Source organism: Bradyrhizobium sp. UFLA05-112 (assembly GCF_053572325.1).
Genome location: NZ_JBANBK010000030.1, coordinates 24,218 through 46,373 on the forward strand (window position 1 = coordinate 24,218; position 22,156 = coordinate 46,373).

Annotated in this window: 18 protein-coding genes and 2 pseudogenes; 18 read left to right on the forward strand and 2 right to left on the reverse strand. The window is 58.5% G+C overall.

Translation table 11 applies throughout. From position 1 onward, the window contains the following. Window positions 1-17: 17 nt before the first annotated feature. From SO180_RS19000 to SO180_RS19085, 18 genes and pseudogenes are all read left to right on the forward strand, one after another. The gene (locus SO180_RS19000) at window positions 18-1,184 is read left to right on the forward strand and encodes an ABC transporter ATP-binding protein (protein WP_449380362.1); all 1,167 of its coding nucleotides are present in this window, start codon (window positions 18-20) and stop codon (window positions 1,182-1,184) included. After that, window positions 1,184-2,104 carry a carbohydrate ABC transporter permease gene (locus tag SO180_RS19005; protein ID WP_449380363.1) on the forward strand — a complete coding sequence of 307 codons (921 nt, stop codon included), beginning with the start codon at window positions 1,184-1,186 and terminating at the stop codon, window positions 2,102-2,104. Before SO180_RS19000 ends, SO180_RS19005 begins: the two co-directional genes overlap by 1 nt. Next, window positions 2,101-2,934 (forward strand): carbohydrate ABC transporter permease, encoded by an 834-nt coding sequence (locus SO180_RS19010; protein ID WP_449380364.1) that lies wholly within the window; start codon window positions 2,101-2,103, stop codon window positions 2,932-2,934. Before SO180_RS19005 ends, SO180_RS19010 begins: the two co-directional genes overlap by 4 nt. Continuing rightward, window positions 2,931-4,202, forward strand: coding sequence for an extracellular solute-binding protein (locus tag SO180_RS19015; protein WP_449380365.1), 1,272 nt, complete (start codon window positions 2,931-2,933; stop codon window positions 4,200-4,202). Before SO180_RS19010 ends, SO180_RS19015 begins: the two co-directional genes overlap by 4 nt. A 328-nt stretch (window positions 4,203-4,530) precedes the next feature. After that, on the forward strand, window positions 4,531-6,669 hold the full coding sequence (locus SO180_RS19020; RefSeq protein WP_449380366.1) for a TonB-dependent receptor: 2,139 nt from the start codon (window positions 4,531-4,533) through the stop codon (window positions 6,667-6,669). A gap of 28 nt (window positions 6,670-6,697) precedes the next feature. Further along, window positions 6,698-7,381, forward strand: a complete 684-nt coding sequence (locus SO180_RS19025) for a MotA/TolQ/ExbB proton channel family protein (protein WP_449380367.1) — start codon at window positions 6,698-6,700, stop codon at window positions 7,379-7,381. 3 nt (window positions 7,382-7,384) lie between these two features. Next, window positions 7,385-7,780: an ExbD/TolR family protein gene (locus tag SO180_RS19030; RefSeq protein ID WP_449380368.1), complete on the forward strand. Its 396-nt coding sequence runs from the start codon at window positions 7,385-7,387 to the stop codon at window positions 7,778-7,780. Window positions 7,781-8,273: 493 nt separating this feature from the next. Next, on the forward strand, window positions 8,274-8,555 hold the full coding sequence (locus SO180_RS19035) for an energy transducer TonB (protein WP_449380369.1): 282 nt from the start codon (window positions 8,274-8,276) through the stop codon (window positions 8,553-8,555). A gap of 27 nt (window positions 8,556-8,582) precedes the next feature. Beyond that, the gene (locus tag SO180_RS19040) at window positions 8,583-9,587 is read left to right on the forward strand and encodes a succinylglutamate desuccinylase/aspartoacylase family protein (protein WP_449380370.1); all 1,005 of its coding nucleotides are present in this window, start codon (window positions 8,583-8,585) and stop codon (window positions 9,585-9,587) included. A 57-nt stretch (window positions 9,588-9,644) separates the two neighbouring features. Next, window positions 9,645-10,727 (forward strand): hypothetical protein, encoded by a 1,083-nt coding sequence (locus SO180_RS19045; RefSeq protein ID WP_449380371.1) that lies wholly within the window; start codon window positions 9,645-9,647, stop codon window positions 10,725-10,727. Between the two features lie 444 nt (window positions 10,728-11,171). Then, a complete protein-coding gene (locus tag SO180_RS19050; protein ID WP_449380372.1) occupies window positions 11,172-12,806 on the forward strand; it encodes a DUF1592 domain-containing protein in 1,635 nt (544 codons plus the stop codon). Window positions 12,807-12,819: 13 nt separating this feature from the next. Then, window positions 12,820-14,154 carry a DUF1552 domain-containing protein gene (locus SO180_RS19055; RefSeq protein WP_449380373.1) on the forward strand — a complete coding sequence of 445 codons (1,335 nt, stop codon included), beginning with the start codon at window positions 12,820-12,822 and terminating at the stop codon, window positions 14,152-14,154. Between the two features lie 59 nt (window positions 14,155-14,213). After that, window positions 14,214-14,699, forward strand: a complete 486-nt coding sequence (locus tag SO180_RS19060) for a c-type cytochrome (RefSeq protein WP_449380374.1) — start codon at window positions 14,214-14,216, stop codon at window positions 14,697-14,699. Window positions 14,700-14,730: 31 nt separating this feature from the next. Further along, window positions 14,731-15,429 (forward strand): cytochrome b/b6 domain-containing protein, encoded by a 699-nt coding sequence (locus SO180_RS19065; protein WP_449380375.1) that lies wholly within the window; start codon window positions 14,731-14,733, stop codon window positions 15,427-15,429. 47 nt (window positions 15,430-15,476) lie between these two features. Further along, on the forward strand, window positions 15,477-16,079 hold the full coding sequence (locus SO180_RS19070; RefSeq protein WP_449380376.1) for a CC0125/CC1285 family lipoprotein: 603 nt from the start codon (window positions 15,477-15,479) through the stop codon (window positions 16,077-16,079). Window positions 16,080-16,095: 16 nt separating this feature from the next. After that, window positions 16,096-16,485, forward strand: a complete 390-nt coding sequence (locus SO180_RS19075) for a cupredoxin domain-containing protein (RefSeq protein ID WP_449380377.1) — start codon at window positions 16,096-16,098, stop codon at window positions 16,483-16,485. Window positions 16,486-16,507: 22 nt separating this feature from the next. Continuing rightward, window positions 16,508-17,980, forward strand: coding sequence for a hypothetical protein (locus tag SO180_RS19080; protein WP_449380378.1), 1,473 nt, complete (start codon window positions 16,508-16,510; stop codon window positions 17,978-17,980). 158 nt (window positions 17,981-18,138) lie between these two features. Next, a pseudogene (locus SO180_RS19085) lies at window positions 18,139-18,311 on the forward strand (transposase zinc-binding domain-containing protein); the annotation flags it as partial. A gap of 92 nt (window positions 18,312-18,403) precedes the next feature. Here SO180_RS19085 and SO180_RS19090 read toward each other — a convergent pair. Both SO180_RS19090 and SO180_RS19095 read right to left on the reverse strand, forming a co-directional pair. Further along, window positions 18,404-19,081 (reverse strand): annotated as a pseudogene (locus tag SO180_RS19090) (Mu transposase domain-containing protein); the annotation flags it as partial. A 232-nt stretch (window positions 19,082-19,313) separates the two neighbouring features. Next, window positions 19,314-21,944 (reverse strand): CehA/McbA family metallohydrolase, encoded by a 2,631-nt coding sequence (locus SO180_RS19095; protein ID WP_449380379.1) that lies wholly within the window; start codon window positions 21,942-21,944, stop codon window positions 19,314-19,316. Between the last annotated feature and the right edge of the window lie 212 nt (window positions 21,945-22,156).

The following is a 22,156-nucleotide window of genomic DNA, read 5'->3' on the forward strand; positions in this document are numbered from 1 at the left end:
GATGTTGAGGAAATCCTTTGGCTGGCGTATCAATTCGCGGAGTTTCCAAATCGTTCGGCTCTGCTCCCATCCTCAACGGGTTCTCGCTCGACATCCGCGATGGAGAGTTTCTGACTCTGCTCGGTCCGTCGGGGTGCGGTAAATCCACCCTGCTCAGAATCATCGCGGGGCTCGAGCAGCAGGATTGCGGAACCATCGAGGTCGCCGGCATCAGAGTCGATCACCTTCGTCCCAAGCTGCGCGATGTCGCGATGGTGTTTCAGTCATACGCCCTCTACCCGCATCTGACAGTCTCGGAGAATATGGCGCTGCCTCTGAGAATGCGTAGACTTTCGGCTTGGCAGCGACTTCCTGTCATACGTGCTCTCCTCCCAAATGTTCGCTCGGTGAGCACCGAGATCAAGACCGAAGTAGCGCGGACCGCGAAGGCGCTTGGGATCGATCATCTCCTTTCGCGCAAACCCAACCAACTTTCCGGCGGGCAGCGTCAACGCGTGGCCGTCGGCCGGGCCATGGTTCGTCACCCTGCAGTCTTTCTGATGGACGAGCCGCTCTCCAATCTGGACGCGAAGTTGCGCATCCAGATGCGCGGCGAAATCAAGGAACTGCATCGTCGCCTTCGTGTGACATTCGTCTACGTCACCCATGATCAGACCGAAGCCATGACCATGTCCGATCGCGTCGCGGTCATGCTGGATGGTCAACTGGCGCAAGTGGCATCGCCGCGGCAGATCTACGCCTGTCCCGCGGATCGACGAGTTGCCGAATTAATAGGTGCGCCTAAGATCAACCTGCTCGAGGCCGCGCCGAGAGGCGAGGGACTCTTGGCTATTGCGGAGTCTACCATTGCGATCGACAATGCGCTGGATTTTGGAAGCAGCGTCACGGTCGGTATTCGCCCAGAGTCGCTGCAGTTTGCCGAGCGCGTCGGCCTGAATACATTGACGGGAAGGCTGCGCTATGTCGAGCATGTTGGCGCCGATCTGTTCGCTTATGTCGACGTCCCGGGCTTGAGCGAACCTTTGGTTGCGCGCCTTCCGGTCGAGCTAGCCTCAAAGCTTCAATCCGAGCAAACAGTACATCTCCGAGTGCGGCGAGAACAGGCGCTACTGTTTTCCGCCGATGGACGTCGGCTTTTCGAGGGCGATGGTCAAGTTGCACAGCTTCGGAGCTACGGAGAGTGATGTCGGAACAGTCATCTGTTGTCGAACGACAGTTGCGGGTCGAGCCAGACTCTTCGGAGACGCTTGCTGGCTATGTCCTGGTCGGGCCGGCTTTGATCCTCATCTTTGCGCTGTTCATCCTGCCGGGGGCCGCGGTTCTCGCGATAGCCACGACCGATTGGCATCTCGGAGCAAAGACATTGTCATTCGTTGGTGCAGCGAACTTCACCAGTCTGCTCGCCGATCGGGCGTTCCGCGCGGCGCTCTTCAATACGGCCGCTTACCTACTTATGGTTGTGCCAAGCACGCTGGTTCTCGGGCTGTCCCTGGCGCTCCTGATCGAGAGCGGTAAGACCCTGCGCGCCTTCTATCGTGCGATCCACTTCTTGCCGTTTATGACCTCACTCGCCGCCATGGCAATCGTGTGGGAGGCGCTGCTGCATCCGACTATCGGCTTAGTCAACCAAGTATTGGCGGCTATTGGGTTGCCGACGGCCAACTGGCTACGTAGCGAGACGACCGTCTTGCCCATCCTGGCGGTCATCGGCACCTGGCAAAGTCTCGGCTTGGCGCTGGTGCTGTTCCTCGCGGGCCTCAAAGCCATTCCGCGGGAGCTTTACGATGCCGCCGAAATCGATGGTGCCGACGGGTTGCTCGATCGCTTGCAGATCGTGACGCTGCCGTCGCTTGCTCCGGTCTCCCTCTTCGTCCTCATCGTCGTGACGCTGCGCGCCTTTGCGACCTTCGATATCGTCCAGATCCTGACGCGGGGAGGGCCAGACGACGCCTCCGTCATGCTGTTGTACGCACTGTACCGAGAGAGTTTCGAGTATTTGAGGACGGGCTACGGAGCAGCCATCGCCGTCATCTTTCTGGTGATTGTTATCGCACTTGCTGCGATTCAGGCGCGCGTCGTGAACACCCGGACGTCTCACCCATGACCTCGCGTACGAAAATTCTGGCTGGCGCGGTTCGCCACGTGATACTCATCACGACCGGCTCGCTCGTTCTTGTGCCTTTTATCTGGATGGTAAGCTTATCTTTGAAGCCGCCGGCTGAACTCTTCTCGTCGAACTTTACATTGTTGCCGGAGCATTGGTTCGCGGTGGAGAACTACACCAAGGCGCTCACCGCAGCGCCTTTGCCAAGGTACATGCTGAACGGAGTGATCGTATGCTCGGCGATCCTTCTGCTGCAAATCATCGTTTGCGCGCCAGCGGCCTATGCGCTTGCGAAAATTCGCTTCGTCGGTCGGCAGGCCTTCTTCGGGGTCGTACTGATCGGTTTGCTCATTCCGCATCAGGTGTTGGCCTTGCCGCTGTTCATTCTCTGCTACTGGCTCGGAATTCTCAATACATATGCCGCGCTGATCCTCCCGTTTGTCGTCTCACCCTTCGGCATCTTCCTGTTCCGCCAATTCTTTATGTCCATCCCTGACGACATCGTCGATGCCGCTCGCCTGGACGGTCTTTCGGAGCTGAGCATCGTGTGGCGGATTATGCTGCCCATGTCCCTTCCCGCCGTCATCGCCTTTTCGATTGTCTCGGTCGTCAGCCACTGGAACGATCTGTTCTGGCCACTCCTCGTAGTGCACTCTCAAAAGTTTATGCCTCCGTCGCTCGGCATCGTCACCTTCGCCAATGCGGAAACCGGCAATGATTACGGACCATTGATGGCGGGAGCTACTGTGGTTGTGGCACCACTGGTCATTTCTTTTTTTGCCGCGCAGCGTTGGTTTGTCGAAGGACTCACGGCCGGAAGCGTCAAATGAGAGTTCGGAAGTTCATCAGTCTGTGTTGCTCGCTCGCCGCGGTAATCCTCGGTGCGGTTTTGATCGGAAACGTTGCATTTGCTAAGCCCAGGGTCTTGCGTGTTTCCGCGGCGCCCTCGACCTTTTCAAAGGCCTTTCGCGCGCTGGCATCTGCGTTCGAGAGAGAGAATCCCGATGTTCGGATCGATCTTGACGTCTCGCAATTCGACCAGCCCGCGATCATGCGGCAGACTCTGCGAATGGCGATCTTCGGTGACTTGCCGGACGTCTCTTTTCAGGGCTCCAACTATCTCCGCCTACTTGCCGACCGCAATTTGCTGATACCGCTGGACCGGTTCATGAATGCCGATCCTGCGTGGAATTCACAACTCTACTCCTCCTCGGTGGCATCGGCCGGCCGCGTCGCCAAGATGACTTACGGTCTGGGTGTCGGGATGTCCTTTCCTATCGTTTTTTATAACAAATCTCTCGTCTCGAAGGTTCAAGAGGGAGCTAGGTCTATCCCTAGCAATTGGGACGACATCCTAGATGTCGCCAGACGTATCCAGTCAGAAAACACCCAGGTCCTCGGACTCTTCTCTGAATACAACTCATTCATGTTCCAAGGGCTGGTGGGCTGCTTCGGCGGATCCATGATGAATTCCGATGACTCTGAGATCACCTTTACGGACAAAGCCGGTCAACAGGCGATGGAATTGATACGTCGCATCGGTCTCGCCGGACAGGCGAAGGTCGACATGACCAAATCGCAGTCGCGGCAGGCGTTTACAGGGGCGCGGATCGCGATCCTTTTAGATTCGAGCAGCAGCCTCGCATCATTTGAAAGCGAAGTGGCCGGCCGGTTCGAAATCGGCACAGCTCCGCTGCCAATGACTGGAAGTGACGCATCGTTCCCCACAGCCGGCATAACGGTCGTAATGCATACGGCCGACCCTGCCCAGCAGGACCTCGCATGGCGTTTCATGAAGTTCGTAACCGGCGCAGAGGGACAAAGCTTGGTCGGAACGACGACTGGCTATGTTCCCGCCAACGAAATCGCAATCTCGAACGGAGCCCTCGCCGACTACTATGCGGCGCATCCAGACATGCAGGCGGCGCTGCGTTCTCTCCCGCAGAGTAGAGGCTGGTACGCTTTCCCGGGCGAAAACGCTGGCCGGATCGATATGATGATCGAGGATCGTGTGGGCGACGTCATGAGACTTCGGCAACTTCCAGTTCCGGCGCTCGAGCGCCTTGCTGACGATATTAAGGCCCTGCTGCCCAAATGATGCGGCAGGCACTCCTGCGACGCGTCGTTAAACTCTAAAGACGAGCGTATTCGCAACTTTCGCGCGCCATGATTTGCTAGACCCCAAGCCCAATGCATTGGCTCAAGCGCCGCGTGGCTCGCCTTGCGATCGCGCCAGCTAGTCTAGCAATCGATTTCATCCCTCAGCGGCACCGACCGGGACCAGGCACTCAGCAAGTGAAAAGTACGCGATTTTCTGACTGTCACAAAACCGTCGATACTAGACTATAATTATAGAACGATTGGGGGCGCGAACGCCCCTGACGATGAACACGCAGGTGGGCTCAAACGGGGCAACAGGAGGGGTTATGCGACGAGTTTCGAGTACCGCAGACCGGCGGGGGATCAGGCGCCATTGCGCCGCGCTTTGGCTGGCTGCAAGCGTTCCGCCGATGATTGGGGCGACGGGTGCTCACGCCCAGCAGACGACGGACCTCGGGACCGTCGAGACCGCGGATACTGTGGGCGATGTCAATTCGGCCGTGTATCAAGCGCCGACGACAACGCCCTTGACCGTGACGCAGCCGACGTCCGTCATCAACAGGCACTACATCGAAAACAATATTCCCTCGACCAGTAACTTCGACAAGGTCATCAACGTCGCGCCGAGCGTCATGACGTCGCCGAGCGGAAGCGGTGGAGATGATGCAAAAATCTCGATCCGTGGCTTTCAAAATGGTCAGTTCAACACCACCCTAGACGGAATCCCGCTCCGGAACTTCGGTGGGACCCAGCGCAGCGGAACCTTCATCATGACGAACGACCTGGGGCAGGTCATGATTGACCGCGGCCCGGGTACAGCGTCGACCGTAGGCGATGCGACGTTCGGCGGCACAGTCGGGCTCCAAACCAAGTCCCCAATGTCGGCTATGGCTACGACGGCGACGACGAGCTACGGCAGCTTCAACACCCAGCTCTACGGTCTGCAATTTGATTCCGGTCAGATCAAAGGAGCAAACGGTGCGTCGCTGTTCCTCGACACGCAGTTCACGAAGAGTGACGGCTATTACACGAACAACGCAAAAGAGCGAGAAAATGCGGCGCTAAAGGTGCTGCAGCCGCTCAGCGACAATACGATGCTCACCTTTGTATCGATCTACAATGATGAGACAAGGAACTACTTTCAGGGCAGGTCGCTAGCCCAAATCGCTGCCTACGGTCCGAACTACGGCCTGTCGTCTTCTCCAAACCAGCAGTCGTACGCGGGCTACAACCGCTGGAGGCTCCAGACCGATTTCGAATACCTTGGCCTAAAGTCCGACTATGGTGATGGCTGGCATGTCGAGAATAAGATCTACACCTACGGCTATAACACCGCAGGGTTGCTTACGGGAAAGGATGTCAGTGACAATTCCAGCAACGGCACGATTTTCGGCGCCACGAACGTGCCTGGCATTTCAAATCCGGTAAACTACCGCTCCTATGGCGATGTGGTCGCGCTTACCAAGGACACGTTTTTTGGTGACGTGAAGGTCGGGGCATGGGCGGAGCATCAGCCGGCCTATCGGGCTAATTTCAACGTCGATATGACGTTGGCGCAGAGATACATCTCGACCATCTACAACCAGCACCTCGCGCTGGATACTTTTCAACCCTATGTCGAGGCAGACTGGAAAGCGCTGCCCGATCTGACGATTACGACCGGCGCGAAATACGCGTATGTCAGTCGTAGCCAATCGTCGCTCGTCGATCCCAACACCCACGGGCCACTGGACTATGCTCAGAGTTGGGCGAAGGTCCTGCCCGCGCTTGCCGCGAACTACAAGCTGTCGTCCAACTGGTCGGTGTACGCGCAGGCCGCGGAAGGCTTTTTGTCCCCACCTATTGTGACGCCAGGATCCAATGTTCAACCTCAAACGACATTGAACTATCAGGTCGGCACGTCCTACCAGAGCAATACCTTCACGCTCGCCGGCGATGTCTACTACATCGACTTCAACAATATGATCGCATCGCAGACGATCGGCGGTATCACCAACTACTTCAATATCGGTGGCGTGATCTACCAGGGCGTTGAAGTCGAAGGAACGGTCCACGTCGGCAACGGCTTCAGCGTGTTTGCCAACGGCAGCCTCAACAGCGCGAAGGACAAGCGGACCGGGCAATGGATCGCCCAGGCGCCGAACGCAACGGCTGCGGCCGGCCTGATTTACGAAGAGGGCAATTGGCATGCCTCGCTGACGGATAAATGGGTCGGAATGCGCTTCGGCGACGTCGGAGAAAAGCAACCGTTGTCACCGTTCAATCAGCTCGACATGGCCATCGCCTACAAGGTCAAGAACCCACTGCCCAATTTGGCCGCTGTTACGGCAAAGTTCGGGATCGACAACATCCTGAACAGTCATGCGATCGTAGACTTTGCGGGCTATTCCGGCGGGTCAGTGACGCCGCTGTTCTACACGCAGATCGGCCGGAACATCTATAGCAGCCTGACTGTGCAGTTTTGACCGCCAAATCACCACCGAAGGAACAAACATGACCCTGGATCATCTCACCGAGCTCGCGGCGCAGTCCGACGGCATTCTCTATGTAATGGCCGTCCTACTATTAATCGCTCTCACCGTGATTATCGATCGCTTCTGGTACCTGGGCCGGACCATCCGTCGCGGAAAGCGCGTCACCAGTGTCATCGCGCAATTCGCACATCTCGACCGCAAGACACTTGCAGACCTCGTCGAGAAATCGCCGCGGCTACCGCATCGCGCCTTGCTGGAAGTGCCGCTCCATCATTCGGAGCTGAAGGATGCGCATCGGATGTCCGAGCTATTGGAGGAGGCGATCCTCTGGCAGGTACCCAAGCTGGATAGCCGGTTGTGGATGCTCGACACAGTCGTGACGCTTGCGCCCTTGCTTGGCCTTCTTGGCACGATCGCTGGTATGGTCAAGGCGTTCGCAGTTCTCGGCGACGCCGGCAACGCGGCGACGCAGATCACGGGCGGTGTCGGCGAGGCTCTGATCGCGACCGCATGCGGCCTGCTTATCGCTATTGTCGGTCTCGTTTGTTTCAACAGCCTGAACAACTGGACGCGGCTTATCGTCCATCAACTTGAGACTTTGAAGATCTCCATTGTCAACCGTCTCGATGCGCCGCGGATAGCTTCAGGAGAAAAGCGTTCTCACAGCCCCGCAATTCATCCGATCGCTAATACGGGGACCTGACCGATGCGATATCTCGAGGTGCGGAAGGGCCGCATTGAAATCATCCCGATGATCGACATCATGCTCTTCTTGCTGGTGTTCTTCATCATGATCACGCTGCGAATGATCCCGGCGACCGGCATCGCCTCACAGCTTCCGCAAAGCAGTACGGCACAGGATCTGCCCCACCCAAAGATCGTCGTTACCCTGTTTGCCGACGGCGCTATCGAGACGGATGGTCAAAAACTAACTATTGATGAGCTGACGACAAAATTGGCGAGCGAACCGGACCGCGAGCACGCTGCCGTTACCATTGCCGGAGCCGGCACCGCCACGCTGCAGAATCTTCTCGCTGTGATGGATGCGTGCCGCAAAGCCGGCATCGTCCAGGTGGGGCTCGCCGCGAAGGAAGCGAAGTAGGAGTGTAATCGTTGTGACCATCGCGACAGCCGATCAGTTTAGCCCGCCGCAGGAGCGCTCCGCACTGCCCGCATCGTTTGCCGCAGCGCTACTGCTAGAGGGCCTCTGTTTTCTTGCGGTCGTCGGCTGGCTCGCACAACGTCCGGCCAGGATCGAATCATCAGCGCCGACCATGCAGATCTCGCTGGTGGCCGCCCCACCTGCGCCGGCCGAAGCTCCAGCGGATCCGCCTCCTATGGTCGCGGAAAATCCGCCGGTGCCCGAGGAGACTCCCCCGGTAGCGGAAGATCCTCAGGTTACTCCGTCGCCCGCGGAGGTCCCTCCACCGCCGGCAGAGGTTGCTCCACCTGAACCTGCTCCGCCGCCTCCGAAGGCGGAGGCGCCGGTCGTACGCCCCAAGCCGGCAAAACCACCGCGGCAGGTCCAGCGGAAACCGGCCGCGCGCCCAGCGCAGCAACAAGCGACGGCAAGCGCGGCACCGAGCGCTGGCGCGATGTCGAGTTTTCAAGGCCAAATGCGACGTGCTGTAGAAAGTGCGCTGGTCTATCCAGCATCGGCGCGAGCGTCAGGCCAGCATGGTCGTGCGCGCGTGATGTTCGACTTTCTGGACGGGCGCGTATCGGCAATCAGACTGGCGCAATCGAGCGGCTCTGCGCTACTCGATCAGGCTGCACTCGCCACCGTCAGGAGCGCGCATTATCCGCTTCCGCCCCCCGAACTGAGCCACCAGACGCTTCATCTCAGCGTCTACGTCGAATTCAAGGCAGGGCAGTGATCGCCGCATGCGCACCGAGGGGCCGCGATGAGATTGAACATAAACCTCGATAAGAATGGTAGGCAAACCGGAACCATCAGCCTTCCCTCCTCGACCAACGATTCCGCTTACCAGCAGATTCAAATACCCATCGTTGCGCTCCGCAACGGAGAAGGACCCCGTATCCTGCTCATGGCAGGAAACCACGGCGATGAATTCGAGGGCCAAATCATATTGACGAGGCTGGCGCGCGAACTGGACCTACATCACATACGTGGGCGCCTCGTACTTCTTCCCGCGATCAATCTGCCGGCGGCGTTGGCGGGTATGAGAACATCGCCGCTGGACAACGGCAATTTGAATCGCAGTTTCCCGGGCAATCCCCGGGGCACAGCGACTGAACGCATCGCGAATTTTATCGAGAAGACGCTGATCCCTGACTCAGATTTTCTCATAGACCTTCATTCCGGCGGAAACTCGCTTAACTATTTGCCCGCTCCGAGCGTCACCGACAGCGAAGACGAAGCGGTCCGCTCAAGGCTTTTAGGTATACTCCGCGCCTTTGGATCGCCTCTTGGGTACGTATTCTCCGAGCCGCCGACTACGGACGTTGGCACGATTGGATCGTGCCGCCGCGCTGGAATCGAGCGTCTGGGGACGGAGCTTGGAGGCGGGGGCGGTGTCTCGCCGGCGGCCGTGGCGCTCGGAGAAGCCGGCGTGCTTCGCGTGCTCGCTTATCTCGGCGCACTCGATCCCGATGCCATTGCAAATTTGCCTCCACCAGGTCCGATGAAGGTCCTCAGGCGGCCTGGCCCCCACACCGGTTACTACGTTTACGCCGAGAGCACAGGCGTCTTCGAGCCGTTGATCGAGCTTGGCGCGCGCGTGTCGCGAGGCCAACCGGTAGGGCAAATCCTCACGCCGGAGGTGCCTTGGCACGAACCTTTCATTGTCCACTCAAGCGTCACGGGCACGCTCATCTGTCGGCGTGCGCAGGGTCTTGCGCGCAGAGGAGACGGGCTGATGGTCTTTGCTGAAGATCTGCAGTGCTGATTTGACGACAGATCGGCTACGACGCACCCACCGCACTTGGTACACGATATCGGTACAATGAACACAAGTCCGACGCAGCATGAGCGGGACGGCCTGCTAACATCCGAGTTTCTGGTAGAAGCCTCCGGCGTTCCTGCCATCGCATACGTCCGCGAGGGCGCGCCGGGGTCGCCGACGATCATTGGCCTTCCCGGCGGCGGTCACTTGGCAAGGGTATTCTACGGTCACCCCGGCAGCCGCGCGGAGGATTTCATTGATTTTTGGCTCGCGCTGCGCGGCCTGGGCCTCATCGCTCTTTCCTATCCATCGGATCATCGCGCCTTTCGGCGTCGCCTCACGGATCTGACGGTCACAGATTGGGCAAATGCTGCCGCGGTGATGACCGCTGAGATCATGAAAAGGCGAGGTCTGCATGGCCCGATCGTGCCGATTGGATGGAGCATGGCGGGCCGAGCCAGTCGGGCATTCAATGTCGCCGCGCGCCGTTTGGGTCTCAACATGCCAGGGTTCATCGCACTCGCAGCGACACCGCCCTTGCCCGGCATGGTTCGTGCCGAACCGGGAGGGGTATCGTTTACGGCGCAAGGCTTCTGGAGAACTGGAAATGATAATCCAGGCAACCTTTCCGCCCGCAATGAATCCTTTCTCCGCGACATCAATTGGAAGGGGACAGAGATCATCGACGCTGCCGCATACGCGGAGTACTACGTCGTGAACACTCCGATCCGGTTGCGGGGTGAGCCAGATCAACACGCGGGTCTTGAACGCAATTCCCTGGTCGACACAATCGCGGACTTGGGAACGTTTACCTACCCGGATTATCCCTTCACGGGCGTGATCGCGCCTACACACATAGGCGACGCGCGACACGCTCTTACGGATCAGGCGACGTGGGGGTTCCTGAACAGCCATAAGTTCTTCTCCGAGTATTCTGCAGCCAAACCGATCCCGGCGCTCGACTGGACGCAGTTGCGAGATTTGGCCTTGCAACTTCCAACCCGACTCTGTCGGTACGTGGAGGGTGGTCATTTCTTTTTCGTTGGACGCGACGGCGCCGCGCAAACCACGTCACATATTCAGGATTTGTGCAAGCAGCTTGAGGATTTGCAGGTGAGCACAGGGCGGCTCTTGGCACCATGAGCGAAGCTAGAACGGGCTGTATAGAAGAACACTAGAATTCTTGGTCGTCGCCGCTCGAAAGATAGGGCGTTCAACATCGAAACAAATCGAGCAAAGGCTTCGAGCATTGTGCCTTGGATGAAAACAGCAAGGAAGCTGGGTGTGCCGCGATGCTGAAAGATAGAACTGGAAGAAGCGGCAGACAGGCAGCACTCGGCTTCGAGCTTGCTGCTAGAGTGTAAGCAGCAACGAACCCGAGAGCGGAGCACGACAAAGCGATAAGAGGCAGTCGCCACTCAGTAGAAGAAGGCCGACTAAACAGGGTGATATTGAAATCGCGTTCACGTCATGAAATCGTCATTCACGTCGCCTATATACTTCTATAAGTCTAGAAGCATAGAGCAAGTAGCGATGTCTCGGAGATCAAAGGGCGAAAACGCGCACGGCGCGACGTGGAGCGCATGCGTGGTGTCCTTTCTATCTCTGACCGTGTTGGCGTCCGGCGCGATGGCTGCTGCCGCCATCACCTCCGCCCATGCCACCACCAGCTCCCAAGTGGTGAGCATGAGGCGCCTGACCCAGCAGGAATATCGCAACTCTATTGCCGATATTTTCGGCCCGGAGATCGAAGTGCGCGGCTCCTTTGATCCCGCGATCCGGATTGGTGGCCTACAAGCGGCCAGCACATCGGTGCTGTCGGTGACGCCGGTCGGCTTCGAGTCCTTCTCCAACATGGCGGACGGCATTGCCGTCCAGGTGACGGGGGAAAAATACCGCGCCAAGCTTCCGTGCGCGCCCAAGTCAGCCAGGGAGCCCGATGATGCCTGTACGGCCCAGATACTGAGCCGTTATGGGCGAATGCTGTACCGCCGGCCCTTAACCTCAGACGAGATACGGCCTGCCGTCAATCTCAGCCATGGCTTGGCCGAGTCGCAAGCCGATTTCTATGCTGGGCTGCGCTACGGTCTGGCCAGCTTGCTTCAGGCGCCGGATTTCGTATTCCGCATGGAAACCGCGGTGCCCGCCGGTGACAAGCAATGGACTCTGGACCCTTACAGCCGGGCGACGCGCCTCAGCTATTTGATGTGGGACTCCACGCCGGACGACGAATTGATTCAAGCGGCGGAAAAGGGTGAGCTGAATACGGTCGCGGGGCTGGAGAAGCAGGTCGACCGCCTGATGGCTTCGCCGCGGCTGGACATCGGCGTGCGGACTTTCTTCAACGACATGTTGGAGCTCGACAGTTTTGATACGGTGTCCAAGGACAGCATCCTATACCCGAAATGGAGCTTGGACATCGCGGCCTCGGCGAAGGAAGAGACGCTGCGCACCACCATTCACCTGGCGCTGCATGAAAATGGCGACATGCGCGACCTGATGACTACGCGCAAAACCTTCCTCAATCGCAACCTGGCGGCCGACTACCGGCTTCCGTTCCCGTTCAAGGGCGAATGGATACCCTATGAATTCCCTGCCGATTCCGGCCGCAGCGGCATTCTTACCCAGGCCAGCATGCTGACCATGTTTTCCCATCCCGGCCGCAGCTCGCCCACCAAGCGCGGTGTAGCGGTGATGGATATCTTCCTTTGCGAGCCGACGCCCGCGCCGCCAGCCAATGTGGATTTCTCGGTGGTCAACAACACTAGCGGTCCATTGAAGACCGTGCGTGAGCGACTGATGGCCCATGCCACCAACAGCAGCTGCGCCTCCTGCCACACTCACAGCGATCCGATCGGCCTGTCGCTGGAGGGCTTTGACACCATCGGTCAGCAACGCGTCATGGAAAATGGCAAGCTGATCGACGTTTCGGCCACGATAAAGGGCAAGCATTTTGTTGGTGCAGAGGGTCTTGGCCAGTTCCTGCACGACGATCCCAAATACACAGCCTGCCTCGCGCGCAAGGTCTATGCCTATTCCCGCGGCGACAATAGCGAGGACGTTCCGTTTTCCGCGCTCAAAGCCGCCTACAAGTCCTTCGCGGATTCCGGTTTTCGCATACGTTCACTACTGAAGGCCATGGTTGAGGACAAGGACTATTTCAGCGCGCCTGCGCCTACTCCCGAAACAAACAGTCCTGCAGGCAAGGTCCCGGCCCAGTAAAAAGGAACTAGTCATGAAGATCGATCGCAGAGTTCTGCTCCGCGGTACATGCCGAGGTGCTCTGGCTGTCATGGGCTTGCCGTTTCTCGACTGCTTTCTGGACAGCAAAGGCGGAGCGCTAGCCGCGACGGGAAAGCCGCTTCCTATGCGCTTCAACACCTTCTTCTTCCCACTTGGCCTGACTAAGCAGCTATGGGTTCCCAAGACGGGCGGCAAGAACTATGAGATGACCTCGCAGCTGAAGCCGCTCGAGCCCTTCCGCAACAAGCTGAACGTGTTCAGCGGCCTGCGTGTCCCCCTGGACGACAATCCCAACTTTCAGCACTGGTCGGGCCTGGCGGCGGCCGCGACGGGAATTTCGCCCACAAAGAATAACGAATTCGATTCCAAGACCATCGACCAGCAGGTCGCCGACGTCATTTCCCATGGCACCCGTCTTAAATCGGTGTCCGCCACTGCCTGCGGCGATCCGAAGCAGAGCTTTTCGAGCCTTGGCGGCGCCAACACCTTGCCGGCGGAAATCTCGCCGCTTTCGCTCTATACCCGCCTGTTCGGGCCCGGCTTCCAGGATCCCACCAAGGGCGAGTGGAAACCGGATCCTCAAGTGATGATCCAACAAAGCGTGCTCTCGGTTGTGGCCGACAATCGCAAGCGGGTGATGCAGAATCTCGGTGCCGCCGACCGCGCCCGCATGGACCAGTATTTCACCTCAGTGCGCGAAGCCGAGCTGCAGATGGCCGCGCAGCTGCAACGCCCCGAAATCCAGGCCAAGGTGGCCATCCCCGACGCGCCGGCCGAGATGATGTGTAACAGGTCCCTACTGAACCTGCGCAAGAGCACGCCCTTGATGGCGCGGCTTGGTGCGCTGGCGCTCGCCACCGACCAGACCCGCGTATTCAACCTCAGCCTCTCCGAGGGGTCATCTGGCCTCTTTGAGCCCGGCGACCCCTCGACCTACCACCAGACCACCCATGAAGAGCTAATCGACCCGGTCTTGGGCTATCAGCCGCGCGTGGCCCAATTCAATGTCGACGTCATGGAACTGTTCGCAGGGGTCCTGAAGGAGCTGGATGGAATTCCCGAGGGCGACGGCACGGTTCTCGACCACAGCTTGGTGTTCGCCTTTAGCGAATCGGGCAATGCCAGAGTCCATGACATGGAGAATCTTCCAATCTTGGTGGCCGGCGGCGCCAGCGGCCGGATGAAGACAGGCTATCACGTCGCCGGCGACGGCAATCCGGTGTCGCGCGTCGGCCTGACGCTTCTGAAGGCGATGGGCGTGTCGCAGGACGTCTGGGGCAAGGGCTCCATGGAAGTCAGGCAGCCTTACACCGACCTGCTGACATAGTCGTATCCGTTCATCCATCACCAGTGGGCTAGTCGCATCGGTTGGGAGTGTTTGTTCGTATGTCTGTGTTGAGCTATCGGTGTGTCGCCGCAGCGGCGTGTCTGACGCTTGGCATTGCTGCCTTGGGGGCCGGCGCCGGTCCGGCAGAAGTCGCTCAGATCAAGTCCCGCCAGGACAAGTTCCGAGACATGGGCGGTGCACTCAAGGCGATCAGTGACGAGCTGAAGAAGCGAACGATTGATTGGGACAATACGGTCGCGCCTAACGCTCAGACGGTCAAAGATCGCAGCGGCTACCTGCTAAACTGGTTTCCCAAGGGCAGCGGCCCTGAGTCCAGAGTCAAGACATATGCGCTCCCGGCAATCTGGCAGAGCAATGATAATTTCGTAACGCTGGGCAAAATAGCGGAGGTCGAGGCAGCCAAGCTAAATCAGATTGCGGTCAGCAAGGACGCGAACGCCCTGAAGGTGCAGGTGGAAGCGATGGGCAAGGCCTGTAAATCCTGCCATGACCGCTATCGATCGCCCGACTACGATGAAGACTAGGAATCCGATGACTTTGTCTGAGGCCGGCCGCATGGAAACGGCGCCCGCCGACACAACGGACCTCAAAGTCTGGGACCTGCCGGTGCGCGTCATGCACTGGCTGCTGGTGATCGGGATCTGCGTATGCTGGTGGACTGGCGCCAACAATGAACTCAAATATCACCTGTGGAGCGGCTACGCGATCCTCTGGATCGTGCTGATGCGTCTTTATTGGGGCTTGGTCGGCTCCTCGACGGCCCGCTTCGTCAATTTCGTGCGGGGCCCCAAAGCCATTCTCGACTATGCCAGTACGCTGCATAGGCGCGGCACGCCCCAGAGCCATGGCCATACTGCCCTGGGAGCGATCAGTATTGTTGTGATGCTGGGCCTGGTCCTGGCGGTGGTAATCCTTGGCCTGTTCGCGGTCGATGTGGACGGGCTCTATTCGGGACCGTTGTCGAGCTACATCACCTTCAAGCAGGGCCGCCATCTCGCGCATCTCCACTATCGTTGGTTCAATATCCTCCTATGGGTGATCGCGCTGCACCTGGCGGCGGTGATCTTCTACTTATTCTACAAGCGCCGGAATCTCATTGGCCCCATGATCCACGGCAAGTGCCGGGTTGATGCGGGCGATGTTGGTAATGCTGCCGAAATGGAAATGCAGGGCGCGTCCTTCTGGCGATTTTTAATCGGCGCGGTCGTCGCTACAGCCATCGTGTACGCAGTGTCGATCGGTTTCTATTTCTAGGATCCAAGACAAGGCAGGGAAGAATGAAACGCCATATTGCTACCGGATTGGCCCTCGCTGCGCTTTGCGCCTCGGCCGGGATCAGTTTGGCAGCCGATCCGACGGCCACCCCGGCTTTGACGCCAGCGCCGGCCAAGCCCGCCCAGGCTTCCTCCGACAATCTCCCCATGGTGCCGCCCGCCAAGCCGGGTGTGTTCACAGTGACAAAAAAGGACGCCGCCCGGCTTCACCTAGTGGTCGCCGGCCACAAGTTCACCACACGCGACGATATCGAGAAGTATCTCGCCTATCGCGCCGCGCAACTGACCATGGAGCAGAAGGCGAGCTGGTTCACATTTGTTGAATCACGCTCCAATGGTGACACGGCGCCCGTGCCCAAACGCGATCCCGCCGGCCTGCGCTACAGTTTCCGGATGGAATATTTCCGCCCGGTCTGGCGCTACAAGGTCAAAGGCTCGCCGGTCTGGAAGAGCTGGAGTCCATTCGCGGGCACAGCAATCGCCACCGAAGATCTCAAAAGCATTACTGATTTCGAGGTCAGCGCCGACATTGTCCTCCATGAGGGCCAGATGGATGACGCCAATCCCCTGGCTTTTGAGGCTGGAGCGGTATCCGACCTCTTGATCAACCAAGTCTCTCCGCCGGAATAATCGCAAGGAATCTCCAATGAAGATTCATCGTCGTGCTTTTACAGAAATGCTCGCCAGTCTGGGTTTCTTTGCTGCCTCACCCGTGCTGGCTCAAGGCAAGACCGTTGATGTTTCCATGAAGAATAGTCCCAAAGGCGGGTTCGTGCCCGCGACCGTCAATATCAGCGTGGGCGACACGGTGAAGTGGACCAATCCTGGCGTCATCACCCACTCGGTCACTTTCGATCCCGCGCAGGCATCCACGGCTTCTGATGTCGCGCTGCCGGTGGGCGTGGCGCCGTTCGATTCCGGCAACATGGAGGAAGACGCCACCTTCAGCCATTCCTTCACGGTCAAGGGCACCTACAAATATGTCTGCAAGTTTCACGAAGCGATGGGAATGGTTGGAACAGTGGTCGTTTCCTGAATCCTGCCGCTGGGAGGTGAACGTGATGGTTCTGAAAAAAAGTCTGATGGCTTGCGTGGCAGTTTTAGCCGTGACCGGCTGCACCGCACTGCCCGCCGCGGCCGCGCCCTGGACCCGCGGCTATGTAGTGAGCGCCTATGAATTTGCATTCCGCTATGGCGGACGTCCCGGTTTCACCCGCTATGGGGAGGTTGAGCCGGGCGTGGACTGCCCGCATGGGACGACGAACACGAACAACTATACCAACCCTGAGCAGATCAAGAGCACGCTGGCGCGCCAAAAGTGGCGGTCGCAACAGGAGATCGACTGGATCGCCAATCCCCCAGGACTAGATAAGATTGAGGGAGGGCCTGAGGCCGCTCAAGGGATTTCGTTTCGCGCTCTGTCCTACCGCGGCTACAAGAAAGGCATCGAAACCTACGTCAATCCCTGGGCGGCGGAAGATACGGGGCAACCGCAAGTGACCAGCCGCATCGCTGAAGGATTCAATCTGGACAGCAAGATCGGACCTCATGACTTCGTCAATCCCGACGGTGAGAAGGGCATCGACAATGCGCTTTACCGTGCTTGGGGATGCGAACGGTTCTCACGCGGCAACGGCAACTCCCTTTCCGCCGTTCAGACCATGGATTCAATTCGGACTGGCCTCTTTACCATAGTTCTCCGCATCTCCGGTAACCAGGACCCGTTGAATGACAGCGACGCTACACTGGAAATTGGCTATTCACCCGACAAAACCGTCAAAGATGCGCGCGGTGACATCGCGATAGATTATTCCTATCGAATCCTAAATTCGGCATTATACACCAAGCTGAAGGCCAAGATCAAAAACGGGGTGGTGGAGACCGAGCAGGTTGAACATCTGCACATGCCGTGCCTCGCCACAAATGCCAGGCAAGTCTGGGAGGACAGCAATTTTAGCAATGGAAAAATCCGTCTTAACATCGCGCATGATGGCTTGAGCGCCACCGGATTAATCGGCGGCTACCGCAATTGGCGGGATCTTTATGCCGAAAGTATCGCCTTTCAAGGCGGCGCCGGCGCTGCTGACGCTACCTATCACGAGGACCATGTCGCAATGTACTACGCGCTTCGCCGCAACGTCGACGGCATGTACAATGCGAATACTGGCAAGTATGACGGCATCTCAACGGCTTATCGAATAAAGATGGCGTCAGCCTATGTGGTCGATGCCGAGACGCCTATGGAAGTGCCGATGGTATTGGGATATATGACATGGCGAAAGCCGGGCTTTGACGCTCTCAAGGCGAACATCATCAAGGGCGTCGAGACTCGCATTCCCCAGGATGTCCCACCTGGCACCGGAGAAGCCTACTATCCCCGTCTAGAGAAATACTTGGAAGGTCTCCCCAGCAAGGATTTCTTCCTAAAAGCACTTGATCGCCCGCACTTTCCGGGCGGCGTGAGCATTCATCCTGACGAAGGTTATCCGATCGACGACCAGGGTAACCGTATCGACAAGCACGGCAACTAGCGTGACGCGTGGAGAAGCCGGTAGGGCTGACCAGAAATCGGTCGTATCCGCCGCTGTTTCATCTACTAGTCTTGCTGCGTCACAGACCGCCGGGCGTGGCTTGTGGATATCCTCGCCCGGATCGCCGCCCATCCGGCTCATTTGTGAAGACAAGCCTCATGGGACGCTCAGGCCGGAGTAGCGGATATATTCCGCCGCTATGGTGCTGCTTGGCGAGAGCAGCATTGGAACTCACTGCGTGCAGCAATGACTGCGATCGAGCGCTGTCGAACAGCTGCGCTCGGCGGCAATGTCGAACAGTGCAATCGCTGCGGAGAGCAGCGGATCTCCCACCACGATGAGCAACCGGACGCGCGCGAGCTTGTCGATCAGACGTGGGAAGCGACCGTCGAGGCGGGCCATGGCGAAGTCTTCGAACAGGCGATCGAACCTGGCGGCTCTCGTTGTCTGGGCACCGAGGTGAAAGAGTTCGCCGTATTCGGCTGCGGGACGGATCGGTGCATGATCCTGCGTCAGAGACATCGTGAGTTGTGGTGCTCGATCGAGACGATCGAGCGCCTGCTCGCACAATCGCTCGACGATGGCGCGCACCTGTTTGTAGCGATGGATGTGATGACACACCGCGTGATCGCAGGCCTGCTCGACAAGCCGGGCCGGATACTTCTTCGCAAGTCCGACAATGCCCCACATCGCGCGTTGTCCGACGCGGCCTTCGGTGTCGAACAGGTGCTGACAGAGCGCCTTCGCTTGCAGTCGATGTCGCGGGCGCTTGCCAGCAGGAAGGGCGGTCTGACGGGATGGATTGAACGGGCGCTCGTTGTCCGGCAGTGCGAGCGAACCGGGCCGTGCGGCGCGGGCATGAACGCGCAGCATCGCTTGAGTGCTGCGGTCGCAGATCTCGATCGTGGTGTCGTAACTGCGTACCAGGACCTGGCTGCCGATCGGCGCAGGGCGCGCGGCATAGTCGCTGTGATCCACGCGCACGGTGGTGTCGTCGTAGACAGTGCGCACGAGCTCGGAGAAGTGACGGAAGCCGGTCTCGAGTAATGGCCGCAGATCCTGCGGCTTCTCCTCCTGGAACATGGCCTGGACCTCACGCTTGTTCAGTCTTCGTCGGAAGCATGACATCGATTGTGCTCGTGAAAGGGTCCATCGCTAGCCGGGACCGTAGCGACAAAAAGTGCCTACCGCAGTACGGCTCAAGCGTTTTATTGCAAACAACTTTGGGAAATCTAACGGACGAGAATGCGCCGGCGAATGCGGAGACTCAACATTGCGACCAGAGGCACAGATGCATCGCACTGTAAATCAGAGCAATCAGATTCGTTTGCCATCAATGCTCACGTTTTATATGAGCAAAGTGAACGCGTGTGTGCTCGTGCCTTGTGCCGAGATGGTGAATCCGCTCGCGGAGACGATGATGAGCAAGCTGCAGAGTGGCCCTTAAGCGCGCGTGCCGCGCTTCATCTGTTCTCGGCGCCACCGTGTCCAGGTAGGCTATTGACCCCTCGATCTGCGCAAGGACTGCCACTGCGTCAGTCGTTGCGAAGAGAGGGCTATTTCCGACGTCGACATACACAGCGCTGGTATGTGCGGCTATGTCGGCATCACGCCCAGCAACACTGCCTCTCACCCGGATTGCCAGCCAACAGGATTCTGCGACCTGCAGTAAACGGTGCCCTTGGCACGACAACCCGTCGCAGCGCGTTTCATCGACAACCGCGCCGTTACGAACGACTTCGATGCGGTTCGATGGGACGCTGACCGACTCAATTCTCCAGTCGACCGTAATCATACCGCCCCCAGGAGGCAGCTGGATCGTACTTCCAGGGCGCCTCCCTTCTACAGTCATACTGACGAGCGGGCCGACTGTAACGAACGTGTCGCCGTACCGTACGGCGTCCATCCAGTTGCGATAGGTGAAGTCGCGGTCTCCCAGCTGCGCATATGTCCGAATACCGCCAAGGAGCGAGGCAGCACTCATCTTGTCGGAACCCGCGACCAACGGCAAACGATAGCCAATGTTGAGATACCTATACCAATCGGCCAGTCCGAAAGCGCAGATTTGGGCGTTTCGCGGATTGACGGTCATCATTTCGACCGCATCGATCAATCCGAGAACGATGTTTGCCGCATGCCCCGCCTTCCGGTCGGGAGCGTGCGGCAATACGACGAGTCCTCCTTGCCGATGGCAACGTTCCGCCCAGCTCGCCGTGGTGGTTTCTAGAGGATCACCGATCGCTGATTCGCTTGGACCGGCGACGCACAACGGATTAATGATCTCGCCCTCGTATCCAAGAAGAGAGATGTGCCCGAGCACCTCCATGCGGTTCTCGGTGCCGACGCGAACCAAGAACTCGCCATCGCCACCCAACTCTTTCGCTCCCAGCGTCGTTCGACCGTCGAAATCGCCAACATTGCTGAACATTTCGCCCCACTGGGACGCGAGCAGGTTGACGACGTTGACCCCTTCCGCCCGCCCCTCGAGAAGAGCGGTCTGCGGACTAAGAAAATGAACATGAGTGTCGGAACTAACCCAACCCTGCTCGCGCCAGCGGAGTACTTTTTCTAACTGGAAAGTTAGGGTCTCGGTGCTCTCACCAATGTTGACTATGCGCCGGAGCGGGCGCATCTCGAAGCCTCTTGTTATTTCAACGAAAATGGGACCGACCGGAACGTCGACAACGCAATTCCCATCCACATAGGCATACTGATTCAGGCCATTTGCGAACTCGGCGAAGAAGTCCTCGAAAAATCCGGTATTCACCTTCCGATGGTAACCCTTCGGCGGAAGATATTCACCATGTGGGCCATGCACATGTAGGCGTGCGGCAATGCACAAGCCTGTGTCTTTGTCAATTATCCGAAACTTCACGGGCCTCGCGGCCGGCTCGACGGCCACGGCTTTCAGTGGGGAGGCGGTGGGCGAGTGAGCAGCTTCCAACGAACGCAGCTCGTGCACGAGCAAACTGCCGTCGTCAGACCGTAGGTAAAGTCTCGCATCAGGGTGAGCGGAGTATTCGACGATAACCTCTTGACCAGACCGCACCGGCTGGACGTCATGCAGATCGCTCAGCCAGTCTGAGCACGAGTACTCTAGTACGGCGCGAGCAGAGATGACGGTTCCGAGGTCGATACCAATTTGATTGCCGCGATCGTCAGTATCGATTTCTCCTAGAGTGTTGAGATTCACTCCAGGGGGCAGGCGCATTCTCAGCTTGCGGCGACCTTGAAGGCGCAGGGGATGCTCGGTTAGCTCGGTGGTACTCACCGCATAGATGAGCGAGACCTCATTTTCCGCTCGCACTCGAATGGCCGTGATCTCCTTATGCGGTTGCGAATTTGGCAGCGCATAAAGCCACAGGTTCTCGCCATTAAGACGGCGCCCCGAATTCGCTCGCATTTCGGCATACCCGAAACTCAGGCCTGACGCTCGTCCGAGCGCGACATCTTCACCATGGGTCGCATGTACGCTCGGTTCCCGCGCCGGTACTGCTTCGAAAGGACTAGCGCCCCAAGAGATATGCCTCTGTTGAATTCCGAAGCGCCGCAACACGGGCACCTCGACCTCGCTGCCATCGGCATATTGGAGCGAGTAGGTCGACACCAATTCACCAAGGTCACTGCCGTCGTTAGGGCGTGTCGGCCCGATACGCCCGAAGCCGTGGGGCGTCTTAGGTGGACAATCGGTGACTGCCTGAACAAAGATCACGTAGGTGGCGACCGTCGGCGAGAGAACAATGCTGACAGGAGCCTCTGCAGGCCGCAGAGCTAGCACATCTGCCCCACCTTCGTCGCCGAAAATAAACGGCATGCCTCGAAGCGTCTGGGGCCCTTGGAGCTTGGCGCTCCAATTGCTGTCGCCAGCTTTCTGACCGAGCCTCGCGTCCAGCTGCCGGCGTCGAGTGTTGAAATAGCGCTTTAGGTCTACAGCAATGAAGTGCGGCGACGGTGGCGTTTTCATTCTGCCGGCTCCAGTCCGGCAGGTCGAGTACTAGCAATCAAGCTGAGTCACCCCATTCGTTCTAGACTTCTAGCACATTAAAATCATGAAGCATGACAGCTGTGTGACAGGTCGTGCTGCCGCAATATGGGAAACACTGTGCTCCCGGCTGAACTCGCTTCTGGAGACAGACCCGGGGGATCCACCGCGAAGGCGTCGGAGTGCGATAGTCC

Bases quoted from the DNA above. Each gene is read 5' to 3' on its own strand.
- SO180_RS19055 (WP_449380373.1), top strand. From the start codon at position 12,820: ATGAAGATCGATCGCAGAGTTCTGCTCCGCGGTACATGCCGAGGTGCT.
- SO180_RS19025 (WP_449380367.1), top strand. From the start codon at position 6,698: ATGACCCTGGATCATCTCACCGAGCTCGCGGCGCAGTCCGACGGCATT.
- SO180_RS19040 (WP_449380370.1), top strand. From the start codon at position 8,583: ATGAGATTGAACATAAACCTCGATAAGAATGGTAGGCAAACCGGAACC.
- SO180_RS19045 (WP_449380371.1), top strand. From the start codon at position 9,645: ATGAACACAAGTCCGACGCAGCATGAGCGGGACGGCCTGCTAACATCC.
- SO180_RS19015 (WP_449380365.1), top strand. From the start codon at position 2,931: ATGAGAGTTCGGAAGTTCATCAGTCTGTGTTGCTCGCTCGCCGCGGTA.
- SO180_RS19065 (WP_449380375.1), top strand. From the start codon at position 14,731: ATGGAAACGGCGCCCGCCGACACAACGGACCTCAAAGTCTGGGACCTG.
- SO180_RS19030 (WP_449380368.1), top strand. From the start codon at position 7,385: ATGCGATATCTCGAGGTGCGGAAGGGCCGCATTGAAATCATCCCGATG.
- SO180_RS19075 (WP_449380377.1), top strand. From the start codon at position 16,096: ATGAAGATTCATCGTCGTGCTTTTACAGAAATGCTCGCCAGTCTGGGT.
- SO180_RS19060 (WP_449380374.1), top strand. From the start codon at position 14,214: ATGTCTGTGTTGAGCTATCGGTGTGTCGCCGCAGCGGCGTGTCTGACG.
- SO180_RS19005 (WP_449380363.1), top strand. From the start codon at position 1,184: ATGTCGGAACAGTCATCTGTTGTCGAACGACAGTTGCGGGTCGAGCCA.
- SO180_RS19010 (WP_449380364.1), top strand. From the start codon at position 2,101: ATGACCTCGCGTACGAAAATTCTGGCTGGCGCGGTTCGCCACGTGATA.
- SO180_RS19095 (WP_449380379.1), bottom strand. From the start codon at position 21,944: ATGAAAACGCCACCGTCGCCGCACTTCATTGCTGTAGACCTAAAGCGC.
- SO180_RS19020 (WP_449380366.1), top strand. From the start codon at position 4,531: ATGCGACGAGTTTCGAGTACCGCAGACCGGCGGGGGATCAGGCGCCAT.
- SO180_RS19035 (WP_449380369.1), top strand. From the start codon at position 8,274: ATGTCGAGTTTTCAAGGCCAAATGCGACGTGCTGTAGAAAGTGCGCTG.